Genomic DNA, 16,958 nt, shown 5'->3' with positions numbered 1-16,958 from the left:
CACCGAGGACATCCCAGGGGCCGTCGCGCTCACGAGACGCCGCCGTAGGAGTGCAGACCGGTCGACACCAGGTTCACGAACAGCAGGTTGAAGACGAGGCTCGCGAATGCAATGAGGTTCACCCACGCAGCCGGGCGGCCTCGCCACCCGGCGGTGGTTCGGGCGTGCAGGTAGGTCGCATACAGAGCCCAGGAGATGAAGGCCCAGGTCTCCTTCGGGTCCCATCCCCAGAACCGCCCCCAGGCGCTCTCTGCCCAGATCGCGCCGGCGATGACCGCGAACGTCCAGACGGGGAAACCGAAGACCGCGGTGCGGTGCGCCACCCGGTCGAGCACGGCCACGTTGGGGAGCTTGTCGGCGATCCCCCCGCTCCTGCGGCCGCCGTCCCCCAGCGTCTTCTCGCGGTGGACCGCGACCAGGTACAGCACGCTGGCGACGGCGCTCACGATGAAGATGCCGAACGAGATGATGGCGGCGGAGACGTGCACGGCCAGCCAGTCCGAACGCAGGGCGGCAATCAGCGGACCGGATTCCGCATAGAGGTAGAGCCCGATGAGAACCAACCCGAGTACCACGGGCCCGAGCACAAAGGCTCCGATGCGTCGCACCGCCGGCACCCGAAGTGCGAACACGAGGTAGGCGACCACGCCGGCGAGTACCGAGGCAGTTGCGAACTCGTACATGTTGCCCCACGGCACCCGCCCGGTCGCCGCGCTGCGGGCGACGAGCACACCGGCGTTGGCGAGGGCGCCGGCACCCGTGAGCCCGACGCCTAGGAGCCCCCAGCGGCGACCGGCCGCGCCGAACGTCGCCGCCAGCGGCTGGGCTCCGTCCTCCGGGGAGGATAGGGAAGCGCCCACGCCGACGGTGGCTAGCTCCTGACTCGGCCGGGAGGCGCGCCTTCCGAACGCGAGCTCGCCGCAGAAGGCGAACGCCGCGAGGGCATAGATGATGATCGAGGCGCTGAAGAGGGAGTCGGACAGGGCAGAGAACTGGTCGGATGTCATCGGGCTCCTTGCTGGTGGGTGTGGACATCGCGTGGCACGGTCACGTCGCCAGCGCTCGAAGGCTCGTTCGACCGAGGTGTCTCACGTCGGCGAAGCACGACGGCGGCGAAGAGCGCGGCCAAGCCCGTGGCGGTGGCAGCCCACTCGGCGCCGGCGCCGATTCGGCTCGCCAGGGTGGTGTTCTGCCGCAGGGCGATGGCGCCGCTGAACAGATAGGGCGTGAAGAGTTCGGACCGGTCGACGACAGTGCCGTCGGGTGCGACGACCGCGGAGATCCCGCTCGTTGCGGCGACGATGACCGTCCGGCCGTGCTCGATGGCACGCAGGCGGCTCATCGCCAACTGCTGCTCGCTCTCGGCGGTGTAGCCGAATGTCGCGTTGTTGGTCTGCACCACCAGGAGCGAGGCGCCGCCGTCCACGACGTCGGACACCAGTCCGTCGTAGGCCACCTCGAAACAGATGAGGTCTCCGATCCGCACTCCACCGACGTCCAGAACGCCGGGCTCGTCCCCCGCTACGAAGTCCCGACGCAGGCGATCGACCTGATCGCTGAACAGCCGGAAGAACGAGCGGGCCGGCATGTACTCGCCGAACGGCACGGGATGCCGCTTTGCGTAGCGCTCGCCAGGACCCTCCACCGGATCCCAGACCACACCGACGTTCGTCAGCTTCTCCCCGGGCCCGTCCAGGACGGCACCGATCAGGATCGGCACGCCTACTGCACGCGCCGCTCGGTCGATGGCGGCTGCCGCGTCCGGGTTCTTGTAGGGATCGATGTCGGAGGAGTTCTCCGGCCAGATCACGAGGTCCGGCCGCGAAGCCGTGCCGGCAGCTACCGCTTCCGCCAACTCCAGCGTCTGCTCGACGTGGTTGTCGAGGACTGCGCGACGTTGGGCGTTGAAGTCCAGACCGGCCCGGGGCACGTCGCCCTGGACAACAGCGACCGTGGCCGTCGGCCCGCCGGCCGTCAGGCTGGACCCGGGCAGCGGTAGCCAGGCAAGCGCCCCGACCACCGGGACGAGTAACGCGGCGGCGACGAGCAACGCGACGGCGCGAGGCTGGCCGGCTCGGCGTTCACGTCGCCAGAGCAAGGAGCGCCAGATGGCGCAAGCGAGCAGCGTGCCGGTGAGCGCCACGGCGAAGGTCACCAGCGACACGCCGCCGTATGCGGCGAAAGAACCCATCGGCCCGTCGGCCTGACTGAACCCGAGTCGTCCCCACGGAAAACCCCCGAACGGGATGCGGGAACGGGATGCCTCCTGCCCCACCCACAACGCCGCCATCCAGACCGGAGCCGCCGGAAGCCGACCGACCAGGGCCGATACGCCCCCCAAGGCGGCGTAGAAAACGGCTTGGAAAGTTGATAGCGCCAGCCAGGGAAGATCGCCGACGAAGACGCCGGTCCAGTTCAGCAACGGGAACAAGAAGCTAGAGCCGAGCAGCATCCCCAGCGCGGCGCCCCACCGTGCACTACGGCCGCGCGTCGCCAGAGCGAGGGCGAAGGGGCCACCCACAGCGAGCGGCCACAGTCCGTACGGCGGGAAGGCCAGCCACAGGCACACCCCGCCGCCCGCCGCCAGGAGAGCGGCCACCGGCCATGAGACCACCGCCTCGACCCGGCCATCGTGGGCCCTCACGTCGCCCCCGTCCGCAGCACGCCTGAGGCCTTCACCTCCAGACATTCCTACGGAGGATAGTAGATGCGTTCGAGACGCAAACGCCCACGAGCAGACTGCCGACGAGCCAGCCGCCTGTACCCTCCTAGGCAGCTTCGTAGAGTGGAGCTTCCAGCTTGTCGGCCGGCTGCACCCGCCGGATGGCCGCGGTCGGCGCTCGATCCGCCGGACCGGATCAACGAGGAGAGCGGTTGAGCACCAACCTGAAGATTTCCGCCGCGCTGGTGGCGGCCTTCGTCGTGACCGTCGCCGTCCTGCTCGGGGTGAACAACTCGGGGGCGGACGACACCGGCACGGCCGAAGCAGGCGGCGCGCCCGTCGTGCGCAAAGACAGCCACCGACTCTCCACAGCCGCCGACGACAGGGTCACGCTGGTGGAGTTCCTCGACTTCGAGTGCGAGGGCTGCAAGGCCGCTTACCCGTTCGTTGAGCAGCTTCGCGACGACTACGACGGGCGGGTCACCTTCGTCGCCCGCTACTTTCCGATGCCGGGCCATGCCAACGGCGAGAACGCAGCCGTGGCGGTCGAGGCCGCAGCCCAACAGGGCCGGTTCGAAGACATGTACCACCGCATGTACGAGACGCAGACGGAGTGGGGCGAGCGTCAGGACTCCCAGGCGGATGTCTTCCGCGGCTTCGCCGAGGGAATGGGCCTCGACATGACCGAATACGACGCCACGGTCAGCGATCCCGCCACGCTCGAGCGGGTGCTGCAGGATCGCCGGGACGGTCTCGCGCTGGGCGTGGAGGGCACACCGACGTTCTTCCTCAACGGGGAGAAGGTCGAGGCACAGACCACCGACGAGTTCATCGAACTGATCGATGCTGCGCTCGCCGACTGAGACGACCTTGACCGTCACCCCCACTGAGCACTCGACGCCGCCTTCCGGCTCGAACGGCCGGGAGGCGCCTTCGGAGCGCGGGCTGGCTTGGCTGCTCCTGGTCGGCGGGCTGCTCGGGCTCGTCGCGTCCTTCGTCCTGGCCGTCGAGAAGTACGCGCTCCTGGCTGATCCGTCCTACGTGCCGACGTGCAGTCTCAATCCCGTCCTGAGCTGCGGCTCCATCATGTCCAGCCCGCAAGCCGAGGCCTTCGGTTTTCCCAACCCCCTGCTCGGCATCGCCGGCTTCGCCGTCGTGGCCGCGGTTGGGGCGGCCCGACTCGCCGGCGCCCGGATGACGGGCTGGTTCTGGGGCGGCCTGCAGGTCGGCGTCTCCCTCGGCGTCGTCTTCGTGCACTGGCTGATCTTCAGCAGCCTGTACCGGATCGGCGCACTCTGCCCGTACTGCATGGTCGTCTGGGCGGTGACGGTTCCGATTTTCTGGTACGTCACCCTGCACAACGCCACCGCAATCACATCGCGATTGCCGCCTTGGCTCGCCCGCGCAGTGGGGCGGGCACGAGTCCATCACGGTGTCGTGCTCACCATGTGGTTCCTCTTCATCACCGCCGCCATCCTGGAGCGGTTCTGGCTGTACTGGAGCACTCTCGTTGACTGACATCGGATCCCGTCGCGGAGTTCTGGCGCTCTGCGGCCTGATGATCGCCGCCGCCCTGGCCGGCTGCTCCGGAGAGAGCGCTACCAACGCCAGCACGGCCACAGAGAGCTCGGGAGACTTCGACTTCGCGGGCAACACGCCGCTCGGTGAGGTAATCCCTCCGGCAGAGCGGGAATCGGCGCCGACCTTCACAGGAGAGCTCCTCGACGGGACTGCATTCGAATCGGCGGAGCTGGCCGGCGAGATCACGGTGCTCAATTTCTGGGGATCGTGGTGTGCGCCCTGCCGTGTGGAGACGCCGGAGTTCCAGGCCGTGTATGCGGACGTTGCCGATTCGGGCGTGGAGTTCCTCGGCGTCGACGTGAAGGACAACCGCCAGATGGCGCAGGCCTTCGTCGAATCGGTGGGAGCTGAGTACCCGTCGCTCTTCGATCCACGAGGCGAGGTGGCGATGGCCTTCCGAGGCTTCCCGGCCAACGTCGTGCCCAGCACCCTCATCATCGACCCCGCTGGGAAGGTGGCCGCCGTCTACGTGGCGGTCGTCCCGGAAGATGACCTCCGGCGAGCGATCGATCGACTCCTGGCCGAAGAGACCCCGAGGTGAGTGAGCTCGGCGACGCCTTCGCCACCATCGTCAGCGACGGCTCACTGCTGCTCGCCGCAGGAGTCGCCGCACTGGTCGGCCTCATCAGCTTCGCCTCGCCGTGCGTGCTTCCGCTCGTCCCTGGCTATCTCGCATACGTCGCCGGCCTGACCGGCGCCCAGACCAGCGCCCCGGCAGCACCCGCCATCAACCGCAGCGAGGCCACGGCGGCGGCCGACCGTCCCGGCTCGACCATCACTGCACCGCCCGGTCAACGGCGCCGAGTGGTCACCGGCGCCCTGCTCTTCGTACTGGGTTTCACCGCGGTCTTCGTGTCCTTCGGAGCACTCTTCGGGGGCCTGGGCCGCCTGCTCCTCGAATGGGCTCCCCTGCTGACCCGACTCATGGGCGTCGTCACCATCATCATGGGGCTGGCCTTCCTCGGCGGGCTCCACTGGCTGCAGCGCGAGCGACGCATCACCCGGCGCCCTCCGGCCGGCCTCCTCGGCGCCCCCGTACTGGGCGTCGTCTTCGGGCTCGGGTGGACGCCGTGCCTGGGGCCGACGCTGTCGGCGGTCAACACGCTGGCCTACACCGAGGCCTCGGCCGCCCGGGGCGCCGTTCTGGGTCTCGCCTACTGCCTCGGCCTGGGGATCCCCTTCGTGCTCGTCGCACTCGGCGCCCGCCGCGCACTCACGCTGTCGTCGTGGGCCCGCCGGCACGCCCAGACCGTCATGCGGATCGGCGGCGTGCTCCTCATCCTGCTCGGCATCCTGCTGGTCACCGGCGGCTGGGACCACATCATGGTGTGGCTGCGCTCCTGGCTGGCTTCCACCGGCTTCGGCACCTCTGCCTTCTGACCGTCGAGCGCGCGGTCAGGACACGCCCACTACTAAGGTGCTTAGGTCACCGTTCGATCACGGTGTGCTGTTATATCGCTCGGAATCAACGGCGAGAGCATTGGGACGGTGAACGTGATCGGGCGACTGCACAGGCCGGCGATTGCGACCTCCCGGCACTCCCGGCCCGCCCCCGGCCTGCGCCAGCGACCGCGACTCCTCCTCAGTGCGATCGTCGTCGGCGGTGTGGCAGCAAGCTTCTGGGAGGGCGGCTGGTGGCTGGACACTCCGGTCGCCCACGCCCACGAAGGTCCGGCCGGATCGGTGGTTTTCACGGAAGAACCCCTCGACATCCTGTCCGACCAAGCCGCTCGGCCTCAGATCGCTGAAGCCCAGATGGCTGCCCGCAGCCAGGAACTGGCCGCCTCCCGTGCTGCGCGGGAGGAAGCAGCGCGACCCAAGGCTGTCATGCCCGTGGAGGGACGCCTGACCAGCGCCTACGGACGCCGATGGGGCTCGATGCACTACGGACTGGACATCGCGGCGCCCATGATGACCCCGGAGTACGCCGCGGCGGATGGCGTCGTACTGAGAGCAGGGTCCGCCCAAGGGTTCGGACTTGCGGTGTACATCCTCCACGACAACGGTGATGTCACCGTGTACGGCCACATGGAGCGGATCCTGGTCGATGAGGGCCAGACCGTCAGGGCCGGTGACACCATTGCCCTGCTCGGCAATCGTGGCCAGTCGACAGGGCCACATCTGCACTTCGAGGTGTTCGAGGATGGGCTCGACGGCCGCCGTGCCGATCCGGCCTCCTGGCTCCGCGAACGAGGCGTCGACGTCAATTAGGTCCCGAGGGAATCGCAGCCGGATGGGCCGCAAGGACAGTATTGGCTGTATTCAGTGAACGCTGTACGGTGATGTCGTGATGCCTGTGCTGCACGCTGAAGTGCTCGCCCGCTTCGGCCACGCCCTGTCCGACCCCACCCGTACTCGTCTCCTGCTCGCGCTGCGCGAAGGGCCGGGGTACCCGTCCGAGCTCGCCGAGATGCTCGGCGTGACGCGGCAGAACCTCTCCAACCACCTGGCTTGCTTGCGTGGGTGCGGCTTGGTCGTGGCGGTTCCCGAGGGCCGGCGCTCTCGGTATGAATTGGCGGACGCCCGGCTCACCCACGCCCTCGGCGATCTGCTGGGCGTCGTCCTGGCCGTGGATCCCGACGCCTGTGCGACCGCAGCGACGGAGGGCTGCTGCTGATGCTCCGAGAATCTCGTCGCACCCATCGCCGGCATGAGCGGCTCACAGGCAGCGGCCGCCGTTCGCATCCGGTCTCCCTGGTCGAAGCCGTAGGTCATTCCCGGTCGGCCGCCCGACCCGGCGACGTCCGATCCGGCTGGGATGGCTGTGCGTGCCTGGCCGCCCGTCAGGGGGCATGACATGTCCGACCTCTGCTGCGGTAGCGACGACGAGCGCCGCCCGGCCGTCGGCACAACCGGGCGAACGAGCACCAAGACCGCGATCTCGCTCGGGCTCGCGCTGAGCCCAGCAGTCGCCGACGCGCCGCCCGGCTCGGAAGGCTGCGGGGACGGCTGTGCCTGTTGCGGTCCGACAGCGACGCGGCCAGGAGGCACGCTGGCGCCCCCCGCGCGGGGCGGGGACGGTTGCGGGGACCCCACCTGCTCGGCGCCGGCACCGGGTGGCGATGAGCAGCCGGAAGCCGCCACGCTGTGGCGGTCGCGTTCCGCGCAGCTGGCGGGCCTCGCCGGGTTGCTGTGGCTGTCCGCTCAGGTTCTCGCATGGGTGACCGACGACGGGGCCGCCGCTATGGCGTCGACGGTGCTGGCCGCCGGTGCAGTGCTCAGCGGCAGTGCAACTTTCGTGCCCGGCACCGTCCGCGCGCTACGGCGTGGTCGGCTCGGCGTGGGCACGCTGATGACCGTTGCGATGGTCGGGGCGATCGCGCTGGGCGCCGTCGGCGAGGCCGCGATGCTGGCGTTCCTGTTCTCCTTCGCCGAGGCGCTGGAGGACTATGCGGTAGCCCGGACCCGCCGCGGGCTGCGCGCGCTGTTAGATCTGGTTCCGCCCCGAGCGACGGTGCTGCGCGCCGGGGTCGAGTTCGATGTCGATCCGGCCGAGCTCGTGGCCGGTGACGTGCTGGTGGTCAAGCCCGGTGAGCGGCTGGCCACCGACGGGCTCGTGCAGACCGGGCGCTCCGCAGTCGACACCTCGGCCGTCACCGGGGAATCGGTCCCGGCCGAGGCGGGCCCTGGTGACGAGGTCTTCGCCGCCTGCGTCAACGGCGGCGGCGTTCTAGAGGTGGTGGTCACCGCCCGGGTGGCGGACAACTCCCTGGCCCGCGTCGTGCACATCGTCGAGGAGGCACAGGAGCGCAAGGGAGCCGCACAACGTCTGGCCGCCCGCATCGCCCGGCCGCTCGTGCCTGCCGTCTTCGTCGTTGCGACCGCGATCGCCGTCCTCGGCAGCATCCTGGGCGACCCCCAGGTATGGATCGAACGCGCTCTGGTGGTGCTGGTCGCTGCCTCACCGTGCGCTTTCGCGATCGCGGTCCCGGTCACGGTCGTCGCCGCCATCGGCGCGGCTACCCGCGCCGGCGTGCTCATCAAGGGTGGGGCAGCGCTGGAGGCCCTCGGCGGCGTGCGCGCCGTGGCGCTGGACAAGACCGGGACGCTGACCCGCAACCGGCCTGCCGTAGTCGCCATCGAAGCCCTGCCCGGGTACGACCAGCGCCGGGTCCTCACTGTGGCGGTGGCGCTGGAGGCGCGGAGCGAGCACCCCCTGGCCGGAGCTGTGCTGGCCGCCTGGCCGGCGGACGAGCCTGCAGTCGAGCCCGCTTCGAACACACAGGCGCTGGCTGGCAAGGGCGTCACCGGCTCAATCGACGGACGATCGGCACGCCTGGGCAAGCCCGGCTACATCGACCCCGGACCGCTCGCCGCGGTCGTGACGGCCCACCAGGACGCCGGAGCCACCGTGGTGCTCGTGGAGCTCGACGGTCGCCTGCTGGGAGCGCTCGCTATCCGCGACGAGCTCCGTCCCGAAGCTGCCGAGGCCGTCCGTGCACTGCACCGCCTGGGCATCAGTATCAGCATGCTCACCGGTGACAACCGCCGGACTGCCGGGCAGCTGGCCAGCGCCGCTGGGATCGAGCAGGTGCACGCCGAGCTCCGTCCCGAAGACAAGGCCGCGCTTGTGGAGCAGCTGGGCCGGCACGGCAGGGTCGCGATGGTCGGCGACGGCATCAACGATGCGCCCGCGCTGGCCACTGCCGACGTAGGCATCGCCATGGGCGCCATGGGCACCGACGTGGCGATCGAGGCCGCCGACGTCGCGCTGATGGGCGAGGACTTGCGCCAGTTGCCCCGGACGCTCGCGCATGCCCGTCGGGCGCGGCGAATCATGCTGCAGAGCCTGCTGCTGTCGGCGGCGATCCTGGTCGTACTCATCCCGCTGGCCGCCTTCGGCGTCCTCGGACTGGGCACTGTCATCGTCACGCACGAACTCGCGGAGGTCCTCGTCATCGCCAACGGCGTACGTGCCGGCCGGCCGCAGGCCTACCGGCGGCCACTTGCCCACGCGTTGGCGCCGACCACCGCCTACGTCAACCAGCGGCAGCCCACGAATAACGGAGTTCCCCAGTGATCGCTCGACCCGGCACGTCAGCTGCACTGCTGCCCGCGCGCCATGACGTACTGAGCAGGACATGGCTGGCGACGGCGGTAGTAGCCCGGTGAGCGGCGGACATTCCCACGGGCACGACCACGGAGGGACCGCGGGGAACGCCGCAGGTCACCGTCGCAGGCTCGCGATTGTCCTGGCTCTCACCTCCACCGTCCTCGTGGTCGAGGTGATCGGTGCACTCATCTCGGGCAGCCTGGCGCTCCTGGCAGACGCCGCACACATGCTCACCGACGCTGCCGGGCTGGCGATCGCGCTGATTGCCGCAACCCTGGCGATGCGTCCCGCCACAGCCAAGCGCACCTGGGGCTACCGTCGCGCGGAGGTCCTCGGGGCCACGCTGCAGGCGGCGGCGCTGCTCGCGGTGGGTACCTACGTCCTCATCGAAGGCGTCGGACGACTGTTCGAGCCGGCGGAGATCGCCACGACCCCGGTCCTCGTCTTCGGCGTTGTCGGCCTCGTCGCCAACGCGATCGGGATCATCATCCTCACCAGGGGCGGCCGTAGTTCGAACGTCAACATGCGGGCGGCGTTGCTCGAGGTCCTCAATGACACCCTAGGATCGGTCGCCGTCCTCGTGTCCGCCATCGTGATCGTGCTGACCGGATGGCAGCAGGCGGACGCCGTCGCCTCGTTGCTCATCGCGGTGCTGATCATCCCCCGGACGATCAAGCTGCTGCGGGAGACCATCTCGGTGCTGCTCGAGAGCACGCCACCGGGTCTGGACCTAGACGACGTCCGTGGGCATCTGCTGGGCGTTCCGCACGTGCTGGACGTGCACGACTTGCACGCTTCCCAGATCACCAGCGAGCTGCCCGTCTTGACGGCGCACGTGGTGGTCGAGGACTCCTGCTTCCAGGACGGGCACGCGCCGCAGGTGTTGGACCAACTGCAGGCGTGTCTGGCCGAGCACTTCGACGTCAGCATCGCGCACTCGACGTTCCAGCTGGAGAGTCCTGCGCACGCTGCACACGAGCTTGCGGCGCACGACTGACACTCCGGCGGCCGTCCCCTGCGGGAGCCACGGACGTCGTCGGATTCGAGCGGTACCACGGTGGCGCTGCCCGAAGGCATGGAGCCGACACCAGCAGCTACCTCTGCTCAGCCAAAACGATCGATCCGTTCACATCGTAGCGTGTCGGGTCGGTGTCATCCGCTTGCATTCAGGACAGGGTGGTAGTGGAGCCGGATGCTGAGTGACTTCCTGGTCGTTCTCGGGTTGGCTGCGCTGCCTGCGGCGGGCAACTTCTTCGGCGGTGTGCTGGCGGAGATGTTCCGGGTCTCGGAGCGCGCCCTGAGCCTGTCCCTCCACCTCGCCGCGGGAATCGTTCTCGCCGTCGTCGGTCTCGAGCTCATGCCGGAGGCGCTGAAGGCCAGCCAGCCATGGGTACCCCTGCTCGCGTTCGTGGTGGGCGGCGCCCTGTTCATCGGTCTGGATCGGGCGATCGGCTACGTGCAGGCCCGGATGGGGCGCGACGAGCAGCAGAAGGGCCCGATGACCATCTTCGCCGGGGTCTCGATCGACCTGTTCAGCGACGGAGTCATGATCGGAACGGCGAGCGTCCTCAACCCGGCTCTGGGACTCCTACTGGCGCTCGGTCAGGTGCCGGCCGACGTTCCGGAGGGCTTCGCCGCCGTAGCGACTCTCCGAAACGCAGGCATTAGGCGCAGGCGACGAATCCTCATGGCGGCCAGCTTCGCCGTGCCGATCCTGCTCGGAGCCGCGCTCGGCTTCCTCGCACTGCGCCAAGCTCCGGAGATCGTCACCCTTTCCGTGCTCGCTCTGACCGGTGGCGCCCTGGTCGCCGTCGTGGTCGAAGAGATGATTGGCGAGGCGCACGAGGGCGAGACATCGCGCTTCGGTCCAGTCTTCCTGACGGCGGGCTTTGCCATTTTCGGCGCCATCTCGGTCTACGGGGGCGCGTGAGGCGCCACAGAAGGCCCTTGCCCGGCCTCCCGGACGCCGTCAGTTTTCGAACGGCTCAGAGCTTCTCGATGGCCAACCGGCTCAAGCTCCGCTCGAGCCTCTGCTGCCTACGCTGTGGAATGATGAGGGGTCCGTCTTTGTCCTTTGCGCTCTCTGCCGCGGCCGATGCGTGCCGCCATCCACAGCGCACACCGCCAGCAGACGTGCACGCCGGGCGTTCCGCCGAGCTCGTGGACGCCTGTGCGGGGCCGCTCGCGTCCGCAGCAGCCACAGGTGACCGAGTCCTCGCTCGCCGAGGGAGGGCGTCCGCGCAGCCTCACGACAGCACGGCGCGGAGCTGCTCGACCGTGGGTGCGCCTGTCAGGCCGGCCTCGGTACGGAAGACCCGGCAGGACAGCCCGACGGGGGCGTCCGGCTCGGCGAACGGGTCCAGCCCGTCCACCAGGATCGTCGGCGAACCCCTGAACTCGGCGGCATCCGCCTGCTCCGGGGTGGTGACCTGGCGGTGCTGCACGTGCACGTCTTCTCGGCCCACCTGCGCGAGAGCAACTCGCAGCCGCTCGTCGGCCAGCTGCCAGTTCGGGCAGCCGTCGAAGTACAGCAGCTCCACCTTCACAGGAACCTCCTCCGTCATCGCTGGCGGTCAGCAGCGGCCGCGGAGCGGGCGCAGCCCGAGCAGATAGCGACTCCGGGCGTCGTAGCCAACATGCGCACTCGCCGACGGGCGTACACCCCTCCACAGCAGCCGCAGCGTCGCAGACCTGGCACGGCGGCGACGACACCGGGGAGCGTCAACATGCGCTCATGGTGTCCCGCTGGGTCGGCGGTGCCAAGGAGTCGACGGGCGGACTGCTCAGGTGAACGCATCCGCCGCCCCCCAACGCTCAGGGACTTCGTCCGGGGCCCGCGCTGCTACAGCCCAAACGCTCCGCCCTCGACGAGGATGACGACGCCGAGACCGATGAGGACCACAGGGAACAGCACGTGCTCCCACCGCTCGAGGAACTCGGCGATCGGCTTTCGGGTGGCGACGAACCGGGCCGTGACGACCAGCACCACAACCAGGGCAAGGAAGACGAGGCAGTAGGCGACGATGCCGGCGGGCCCGACGGTGGCGAACACCGGGACGTAGACGCCGATGTTGTCTCCACCGTTGGCGAAGGTGACCGCGGCGACGGTCAGCGCGCTCACCGACTTGCCAGCGACCTTGCCCTCGTCGTCGTCATCATCGTCGTCGCGCCATGCCCGCCAAGCGGCGAGCAGGCCCAGCACCAGCGGGATCAGTCCGAAGTACGGGATCGCCTCCTCGGGCAGGAAGCTCCGGGCGCCGAGCGCGACGAGGACCGCGGCGCCCAAGATGGCGCCGAAGCCGAGGTACTGCCCCGCGAGGATCGCCGCCGTGGTGCCGCGCCGGTCGGCACCGCGGGCGTAGAAAAGGGACAGCACGATGATGTCGTCGATGTTGGTAGCCACGAACAGGCCGACCGCCTGCAGCGCCCAGGTTGTGATCGTCATGAGCTGCTCTCCCCGTTCAGGCGCGCCCGGTAGGACGCGGCGGTGACCGTCCGAGGTCGCAGTGACCAAGGCCGTTGACCGTGCTGCGCGTCGTTCTCAGTACGGCTTTGTGGCGGTGAACCGCATGGCTTGTCGACCGACCGCCGTGCGGACCTCAGCGGCCTGCAGCCCGGTCTGCGACAGGGCTGGTCGGAGCTGGTGGCGGAAGATCAGCTGATGAGGTGATCGGTCGGCCCAGTGGAGCCCCTTGGTCAGCGGTGTGGCGACCAGGTCGTAGCCGACGAAGCGACCGCCGGGTCGCAGTACGCGACTGACTTCTTCGAGCGCCTGCCGCCACTGGATGACGTGATGGAGCATCAGGTGGCTCACCACGACGTCGAATGACCCTTCGGTGAAGGGCAGGGCGGTGGCATCGGCGTGGCGCACGGTGACTCGCGGCTCGTTGGCGAAACGCCGTTCCGCCGCAGCCACCATCACCCGATCAAGATCGGTGACGGTCAGCTCGCAGTCGGGATGGCGCCGGATCGTCTCCTCCGCCATTGCGCCGCTGCCGCCGCCCAATTCGAGTACCGCGCCCCGCAGGGGCACTCCCTGCAACGCCCAGCCGAGGACCAGTCGGCCGGCGACCCAGCGCCACGGCGGGCTCTGGCAGAACCACCGCTCAGCGATGGACATGACAGGCATGCGTGTCTCCAAACTTCTCCGGCGGGCGCGACCGGTGGCCCTCAAGGACAGGAACAGCTGTTGGACCAACCGGAACGAGCCGGCCGCAGAAGCTTCCGATGGCTGCCAGGGCGCTACCGGTCGCCGCGTCGAGCCCGCAGGCGTTCATGCGTCGGACCTCGAGGCCTCGTCGGCGGAACGATCGCTGCGCAGGGACGCCAGGACGGCGACCGCAGCACCGGTGGTGATCCAGACGTCGGCCAGGTTGAACGTGGGCCACCAGCCGGTGTGCAGGTAGTCCGTGACGCGGCCGTCGCCGGCCCGGTCCACCAGGTTGGCCGTGGCGCCAGCCAGAACGGCGGCCAGGCCAGCGGGCAGCAGGCGGGAGGTCGTGGCAACCGCCCGCCAGGTGATCACGGCGATGACGCCCGTGAGGAGTCCGGTGACGGTCACCACGACCCAGCTCGGCAAGCCGGAGCCGAGGCTGAAGGCGGCGCCGCTGTTGTGTGCCAACTGCAACGCCAGGGGTCCCAGGTCGACAGTGCGGCCGTCTCCCAGGCCGCGCTCGGCGACCGCCTTGGCGCCCAGGTCGACCACCGCGAGGACGCCCGCGCCGGTGAAGACCGCCAGGCGGGTCGGAGCCGTCCGCCGACGGTCGGCGCGGCCCGTTTCGGACCGCTCAGGAGCAGCGGCGACCTCCGGACCGACGACCTCCTCGCTGTGCGACGACTCAGTCGTCATCGTCGTCGTCGTCGTCTTCGACGAGCTCGCCTTCCCAGGCCTCCCGGCCCTCGTGGATGGCGATCACGGCGATGACGAGGGCAGCGACTGGATCCAGCCATGAGGCGCCGGTCAGCGCGTACAGCCCGAGGCCGGCCAGCGTGGAGATGCTGAGCAACACGCAGATCCGGGTCTCGGCCGCGTCGGCGAGGATGAGCGGGTCACCGCCCAGGGCCAGCCCGACGCGGCGCTTGGCCGCGGCCAGCAGCGGCATGATGACGATGGAGGCGGCCAGCAGCACCAGGCCGACGGTCGAGGTGCTCGGCTCCTCGTCGCCGAGCAGGCTGCGCACCGCCTCCACGGTCACGTACGCGGCGAGGATGAAGAAGGTGATCGCCACGGCCTTGAGTGCGCGGCGCTCCTTGGCCTCATCGATGGCGCCGCGCCGCAGCCGCGCGGACAGCCGCAGCCCCACCAGGATGGCGGCCAGGGACTCGATGCCGGAGTCCACGCCGAAGCCGACGAGGGAGACCAGCCCGGCGAGGAGCCCGGTGGTGATGGCGATAGCGCCTTCGGCGACGTTGTAGACGACGGTGAACTGCGCCAGCCGCAGCCCGCGGCGGGTCAGCCGGTCGGTCTCCTGATCGCTGAGTACCGACGGTTCGGCGGTCACGCTGGAGTCCTCTCGGCGGAAGCAGGAGCGGTCAGCCGGCCGATGCCGGGGACGAAGCGGCCGGCGCGGGCCGCGTAGGCGTCGTAGGCCGCGCCGTGTACACCGCGCAGGTACGGCTCTTCCACAGCTCGGACCTGAAGTTGGACTGCGGCTACCAGCGCGATCAGCGCAAGCACGCTCACCCACGTCGGGGCCATCAGCACGACACCGGCCTGCGCGGCGGTCATGGCGGTGAAGATCGGGTTGCGGACGTGTGCGAACACGCCGCCGGTGACCAGGTCGGTGCGCTCGCCCGGGTCGACGCCAATCCGCCACGAGGCGCCCATGCCGGTCTGCGCGGCCAGCGTCGCGGCGAACCCGGCCAGCGCCAGCAGCAGGCCGGCGACCTGCACCGCCAGCGGCGGGTCGGCGGTCACGACGTCGGCCACCGCCAGCAGCGGCCCGGCCAGGCCGAGCACCATCGCTGCGACGAACAGCACCCCGCCCCACCAGCCGGCGTCGGCCGGAGTGCCCGAGATCCCGACGAACCCCGTGGACCCGGTGTGGCGCAGCTGGGTCCAGGAGCGCACACCAAAGAGCACGACGAGGGCGATGACGTAGAGGACGAGCGCGGCGACGGTCACGACGAGGTTCCCGTTCCGTACACCGGGCAGAGCGCAACTTGGTCACCGGTCGCGGCCAGCAGCTTTTCGGCCGAGGCGAGCAGCTCCAGCAGCTCGGACTGGGTGCTCAGCGACCACAGCGACGCCCGGCCTTGCGGCTGGCTCTCCGCGAGGCCGCAGTCCCGCAGGCAGGCCAGCGCCGCGGACACCGAGCTCTGCGCGGGGCCGTCCAGGTGCCGGGTGAGGTCCACGACCCGGTGCGGGCCCAGCATCAAGTGGCGGATGATCGCCAGCCGCATCGGGTCACCGAGGCTGCGGAACAGGCACGCGGCCGTCGAGAGCGCACCGGCCTCATCGACCGGTGGCTCGGTCGTCCTCGTTTTCGTCGTCCTGGTCACAGCGCGCTCCATCCATCGGCGTTGTCCGATGATAGCGCCGCGAGCCGACAGGTCAACAGTCGTCTCCAACCCTGACTCGGGCGGGCTATGCAGTACTCACAGAACTGCGGTCACCCTGCCGCCGTGCCGGCGGCAGGCAGCAGCTGCTCGGCTACGGCTGCATCTGCGTCCAGGACGGGCGGGGGCGTGGGGGTGCGCGCCAGCCCGACGGCGAGCCCGATGGTGGCGGCGAAGAGGACCACCTCGGCGCCGGCCAATCGTAGGAACGCTCGCGGGCGACCCGCCCGCAGCGCCGGGAGGGTCCGCCCGCGGTGCCATGCGGCCAGCGCCAGCAGACCCACGAAGGCGACGACCTTCGCCAGCAGCACGACCCCGTAGCCGGTGTCGACCACCTGGCCGGGACTGGAGAATCGCGTGTAGGCGGTGGCGGCGCCGCTGCCGGCGACGACCACGGCCAGCGGTGCGGCGAGGCGGCTGAACCGTTCGACCGCGGTGGTCCGCGCCGGGCCGGTGAGCCTGGCGGCGAGCATCAGCGCCAGCAAGCCACCGGCCCACAGCACCACACCGAGTACGTGTAGTGCCACGGCGGCGACGGCGAGGTCGTGATCGGCCGCGTCGGCGGAGTGCGAGGTGAAGGCGGGCGGAACAGTCGCTATCAGAGCCACTAGGAATAGCACCCGGGCACCGGCCCGACGCCAGACGATTCGGGCGAAGATGGCCACGACGGCGGCAAGAGCGGCGACCAGGGCCAGGTCTCGCCCCTGCTCGACGCTTTCGACGAAGCTCCAGACGCCGCGCAGCGAGATCGCCGAGAACCCCGTGCCGAGGAAATCGGCGAGCAGCACCGGAAGCGAAGCCAGCGAGGCCAGCGACCAGGCCAGCGCACCCCAGCCGGCCAGCCGCACCCATCGGTAGCCGGCCGTACTCAGGACCGTGTCTCCCGGCACGAGAACCACGGCCCCGAGCAGGCAGCCCACGGTCAGTACCGCCGAGGCGTCGGCGATCAGCCGTAGGGCGGGCACCAGCCAGGCGACGACCGGCGGCGGGGCTGGAATGCCGGGGACCGAGACGACGGCGGCCGCGCCACCGGCCCACAGCGTGAGCGCACAGACCGCGATGGCCACCAGCGAGGAAACGAGGACCAGGAGGCCTCGGCGAGCC

The 16,958-nt window shown here is 69.9% G+C and carries 19 protein-coding genes; 9 read left to right on the top strand and 10 right to left on the bottom strand.

The annotated features are described in order from the left end of the window. Positions 1-29: 29 nt before the first annotated feature. Both ccsB and lnt read right to left on the bottom strand, forming a co-directional pair. Positions 30-1,007, bottom strand: coding sequence for a c-type cytochrome biogenesis protein CcsB (ccsB, locus tag DQ241_RS06220; protein WP_113829284.1), 978 nt, complete (start codon positions 1,005-1,007; stop codon positions 30-32). Beyond that, positions 1,004-2,599 (bottom strand): apolipoprotein N-acyltransferase, encoded by a 1,596-nt coding sequence (gene lnt, locus DQ241_RS06215; RefSeq protein WP_233492249.1) that lies wholly within the window; start codon positions 2,597-2,599, stop codon positions 1,004-1,006. Before lnt ends, ccsB begins: the two co-directional genes overlap by 4 nt. 275 nt (positions 2,600-2,874) lie before the next feature. Between lnt and DQ241_RS06210 the strand changes: the two genes are divergently transcribed. The 9 genes from DQ241_RS06210 (at position 2,875) to DQ241_RS06170 (ending at position 11,226) form a co-directional block, all read left to right on the top strand. Beyond that, entirely contained in the window at positions 2,875-3,525 is a 651-nt protein-coding gene (locus tag DQ241_RS06210) for a thioredoxin domain-containing protein (protein ID WP_113829282.1), read from the top strand. A 7-nt stretch (positions 3,526-3,532) separates the two neighbouring features. Next, entirely contained in the window at positions 3,533-4,180 is a 648-nt protein-coding gene (locus DQ241_RS06205; RefSeq protein WP_233492248.1) for a vitamin K epoxide reductase family protein, read from the top strand. Next, the gene (locus DQ241_RS06200; protein WP_233492247.1) at positions 4,173-4,784 is read left to right on the top strand and encodes a TlpA disulfide reductase family protein; all 612 of its coding nucleotides are present in this window, start codon (positions 4,173-4,175) and stop codon (positions 4,782-4,784) included. The genes DQ241_RS06205 and DQ241_RS06200 overlap by 8 nt, the downstream gene beginning before the upstream one ends. Further along, complete coding sequence (locus DQ241_RS06195) at positions 4,781-5,623, top strand: cytochrome c biogenesis CcdA family protein (RefSeq protein WP_113829279.1); 843 nt, start codon at positions 4,781-4,783, stop codon at positions 5,621-5,623. The genes DQ241_RS06200 and DQ241_RS06195 overlap by 4 nt, the downstream gene beginning before the upstream one ends. Before the next feature lie 108 nt (positions 5,624-5,731). After that, positions 5,732-6,454, top strand: coding sequence for a M23 family metallopeptidase (locus DQ241_RS06190; protein ID WP_233492246.1), 723 nt, complete (start codon positions 5,732-5,734; stop codon positions 6,452-6,454). A 79-nt stretch (positions 6,455-6,533) separates the two neighbouring features. Continuing rightward, complete coding sequence (locus DQ241_RS06185) at positions 6,534-6,860, top strand: helix-turn-helix transcriptional regulator (protein WP_113829460.1); 327 nt, start codon at positions 6,534-6,536, stop codon at positions 6,858-6,860. A gap of 543 nt (positions 6,861-7,403) precedes the next feature. Beyond that, positions 7,404-9,263 (top strand): cation-translocating P-type ATPase, encoded by a 1,860-nt coding sequence (locus tag DQ241_RS06180; RefSeq protein WP_304554477.1) that lies wholly within the window; start codon positions 7,404-7,406, stop codon positions 9,261-9,263. A 61-nt stretch (positions 9,264-9,324) separates the two neighbouring features. Then, entirely contained in the window at positions 9,325-10,293 is a 969-nt protein-coding gene (locus DQ241_RS06175; protein ID WP_113829278.1) for a cation diffusion facilitator family transporter, read from the top strand. Between the two features lie 195 nt (positions 10,294-10,488). Beyond that, a complete protein-coding gene (locus DQ241_RS06170; RefSeq protein ID WP_233492244.1) occupies positions 10,489-11,226 on the top strand; it encodes a ZIP family metal transporter in 738 nt (245 codons plus the stop codon). A 316-nt stretch (positions 11,227-11,542) separates the two neighbouring features. On the opposite strand, the gene DQ241_RS06165 is transcribed toward DQ241_RS06170, so the two are convergent. The 8 genes from DQ241_RS06165 to DQ241_RS06130 form a co-directional block, all read right to left on the bottom strand. Next, positions 11,543-11,842: a thioredoxin family protein gene (locus DQ241_RS06165; protein WP_113829277.1), complete on the bottom strand. Its 300-nt coding sequence runs from the start codon at positions 11,840-11,842 to the stop codon at positions 11,543-11,545. Between the two features lie 296 nt (positions 11,843-12,138). Beyond that, a complete protein-coding gene (locus tag DQ241_RS06160; RefSeq protein WP_113829276.1) occupies positions 12,139-12,741 on the bottom strand; it encodes a cadmium resistance transporter in 603 nt (200 codons plus the stop codon). 96 nt (positions 12,742-12,837) lie between these two features. Further along, positions 12,838-13,416 (bottom strand): class I SAM-dependent methyltransferase, encoded by a 579-nt coding sequence (locus DQ241_RS06155; RefSeq protein ID WP_199584123.1) that lies wholly within the window; start codon positions 13,414-13,416, stop codon positions 12,838-12,840. A 153-nt stretch (positions 13,417-13,569) separates the two neighbouring features. Further along, positions 13,570-14,001, bottom strand: a complete 432-nt coding sequence (locus tag DQ241_RS06150) for a signal peptidase II (RefSeq protein WP_233492243.1) — start codon at positions 13,999-14,001, stop codon at positions 13,570-13,572. 133 nt (positions 14,002-14,134) lie between these two features. Continuing rightward, entirely contained in the window at positions 14,135-14,797 is a 663-nt protein-coding gene (locus DQ241_RS06145) for a cation transporter (RefSeq protein WP_113829273.1), read from the bottom strand. After that, positions 14,794-15,420 carry an isoprenylcysteine carboxylmethyltransferase family protein gene (locus DQ241_RS06140; RefSeq protein WP_113829272.1) on the bottom strand — a complete coding sequence of 209 codons (627 nt, stop codon included), beginning with the start codon at positions 15,418-15,420 and terminating at the stop codon, positions 14,794-14,796. Before DQ241_RS06140 ends, DQ241_RS06145 begins: the two co-directional genes overlap by 4 nt. Further along, the gene (locus DQ241_RS06135) at positions 15,417-15,797 is read right to left on the bottom strand and encodes a helix-turn-helix transcriptional regulator (RefSeq protein ID WP_233492242.1); all 381 of its coding nucleotides are present in this window, start codon (positions 15,795-15,797) and stop codon (positions 15,417-15,419) included. The genes DQ241_RS06140 and DQ241_RS06135 overlap by 4 nt, the downstream gene beginning before the upstream one ends. Positions 15,798-15,907: 110 nt before the next feature. Further along, the gene (locus DQ241_RS06130) at positions 15,908-16,921 is read right to left on the bottom strand and encodes a copper resistance D family protein (RefSeq protein ID WP_158545885.1); all 1,014 of its coding nucleotides are present in this window, start codon (positions 16,919-16,921) and stop codon (positions 15,908-15,910) included. Positions 16,922-16,958 lie beyond the last annotated feature (37 nt).

It is taken from the genome of Blastococcus sp. TF02A-30, assembly GCF_003319185.1.
Classification (GTDB): Bacteria; Actinomycetota; Actinomycetes; order Mycobacteriales; family Geodermatophilaceae; genus Blastococcus.
Note: the sequence above shows the minus strand (reverse complement) of the source record. Positions and strands in the feature narration are given on the sequence as shown.